This window comes from Halorubrum sp. SD612, assembly GCF_002135005.1.
In genome coordinates this window covers 1-2627 of sequence record NZ_NEWI01000252.1, presented here as the reverse complement: position 1 = coordinate 2627, position 2627 = coordinate 1, and the positions used below count along the sequence as shown (strand labels likewise).

Here is a 2627-nt window from a genome sequence, read left to right as displayed (position 1 = left end):
TGTTGCCGCGGGCCGGGCTGGCCGCCTACGCGGTCGTCGCCGGGCTCGTCTTCCTCGCGCCGATCGCGTCGATGGTCCTCGCGTCCGTGACGGGCGGCGACGGCGCGCTCACGCTCGACCACTACCGGTTCCTGATCGAGCGTCAGCGGACGGGCGCGGCGTTCCAAGTGCGGCCGCTGCCAGCGATCTACAACTCGCTCGCGTTCGCGGCGGCCGCGACCCTGCTCGCGCTCCCGATGGGCGTCGTCGTCGCGGTGCTGACCACGCGCCGGTACCGCGGGCGGACGCTGGTCGACGCCGCGGCGATGGCGCCGCTGGCGGTGTCGGGGATCATCGTCGGGCTCGGGCTCCTCCGGGGGCTCGTCTTCGGCGTCGAGATCGCCGGGTGGCGGATCGCGGCGAGCGGCGCGGTCGCCATCGTCGTCGCGCACGCGGTGTCGGGGTACCCGTTCGTCGTGCGCACCGTCTCGCCCGGGCTCGACGGGTTGGACCGGTCGCTCGTCGAGTCCGCGCGGGCGCTCGGCGCGTCGCGGGCGCGGGTGGTCCGGGACGTGGAGCTCCCCCTCGTCTGGCCCGCGGTCGTCGCGGGCGCGGCGTTCGCGTTCGCGGTCTCGATCGGCGAGTTCACCTCGACGGTGGTGCTCTCGACCGGCGCCGACGCGTACACGATGCCCGTCGCGATCGAACGGTTCATCGGGCGGCGGCTCGGACCCGCGACCGCCATGGGCGTCGTCCTCCTCGTCGTCACCGGCCTCAGCTTCGTCGTCATCGAGCGGCTCGGGGGTGAACACCGTGGGCTCTGAGCCGCCGGCGGCTTCGGAGAACGGCCACCCGGTCGCCGTCGAGCTCGACGGCGTGACGAAGCGCTACGGCGACGCCGCCGCGGTCGACGACGTGACCCTCCGGGTGCGCGAGGGGGAGTTCTTCACGCTCGTCGGCCCCTCCGGCTGCGGGAAGACGACCACGCTCCGGCTGATCGCGGGCTTCGAGGAGCCGACGAGCGGGACGGTCCGGTTCGGCGGCGAGCCGATGGCCGGCGTCCCCCCCGAGGACCGCGACGTGGGCGTCGTCTTCCAGAGCTACGCGCTGTTCCCGCACATGACCGTCGGCGAGAACGTCGCCTACGGGCTCAACTTCGCGGAGCCGCCCGAGGGCGTCACGCGCGACGAGCGCGTGGCGGAGCTGCTCGAACTCGTCGACCTGCCGGACGCCGCCGACCGCGACCCCGAGAGCCTCTCCGGCGGCCAACGGCAGCGGATCGCGATGGCGCGGGCGCTCGCGCCCGGTCCCGACGTGCTCCTCCTGGACGAGCCGATGAGCGCGCTCGACGCGCGCCTCCGCGAGCGGCTCCGCGCGCAGGTGAAGCGGATCCAGTCCGAGCTGGGTATCACCACGATATACGTCACCCACGACCAGGAGGAGGCGCTGGCCGTCTCCGACCGCGTCGCGGTGATGAACGACGGGACGCCCGAACAGGTGGCGCCCCCCAGAACGGTCTACCGCGAGCCCGCGACCCGGTTCGTCGCCGAGTTCGTCGGCGACAACAACGTGTTCGCCGGAAGAGTGGTCGACGCGCCCGCGGAGAACGAACTCGCGGTCGACGTCGACGGCGGCGACGAGACGCTCCGCGTCGCTGTCGGGAGCGACGAGGAGAAAGAGGGAGACGCGACCGCGACCCGACCCCCCGAGGTCGGCGACCGAGTCGCCTTCTGCGTCCGCCCGGAACACCTCCGCGTCGCGAGTGCGGACGGAGCGGCAGGCGACGAGACCGCCGCCCTCGCCAGCGAGAACGCCCTCCGCGCGACCGTCGCGAGCGCGGAGTTCCTCGGGGAGACGACGCGCGTCACGCTCGACTGGGGTGACCGCGAACTGCTCGTCCGGGCCGTGGATCCCCTCGACGGCGCGGTCACGGTCGGATTTGACCCAAGCGATGCGCACGTGATCGAGGCCGAAACGCGGTGACCGACGACGTTTATTTATAAATGCGGAGCGGTGGCGCGTGCCGACGAGCGGCCGACAGGCCGCGAGTCGCACGCGCGAGGGACGCGGCGAACGCGAGCGGCGAAGCCGCGAGCCGTGAGCCGCGAGGTTGGGGAGGTGTGAGGCTGCGGTGCTGTGTGGGGCGGGACTCAAAGGGGCAGCCGGCGAGGCGGGCGCAGGCGACGTAAGCACCGAACGAGGGAGCGATAGCGACCGAGTGAGGCGCGCAGCGAGCGTGCGCCCGCCTCGCTGGCTGGGGCTTTGGAGGTGTCGTCCGTGGGCTTGCTGGTAGCCATTTATAAGCAAGCGGCTGGGGCTTTGGTGGTGTCGTCCGCCAGTTTGCTAGCATCTATTTATAAATAAACGACTGAATCTTAAGAGGCGTTCACCGATCCGTCCGCCGCTACGAGCTATCTGACCACTCCGCCGAACTCGTCAACATCGTACACGTATCGAGGCGACACGCCTTACCCCGCGGACCCCGTTGCGTTCACATATGGCCTCCGAGGCGTGCGACGTCTGCGAGCGGTCCGTGCGGATCGCCGGCGGGATCGGCGACCTGTGGAACTTCGCGTTCGAGTCGACGCAGGGGCTGACGCTCGAACTCACCGACGGCTCGGAGTTCTTCCTCTGTTTCGACTGTATGG

Annotated in this window: 2 protein-coding genes; both read left to right on the top strand. The window is 71.2% G+C overall.

The window, feature by feature from the left end:
- On the top strand, window positions 1-803 hold an 803-nt coding region (locus B9G38_RS15960), incomplete at its 5' end, for an iron ABC transporter permease (protein WP_143415544.1).
- Window positions 793-1962, top strand: coding sequence for an ABC transporter ATP-binding protein (locus B9G38_RS15955; protein ID WP_233127247.1), 1170 nt, complete (start codon window positions 793-795; stop codon window positions 1960-1962). The genes B9G38_RS15960 and B9G38_RS15955, both read left to right, overlap by 11 nt.
- Window positions 1963-2627: the final 665 nt, after the last annotated feature.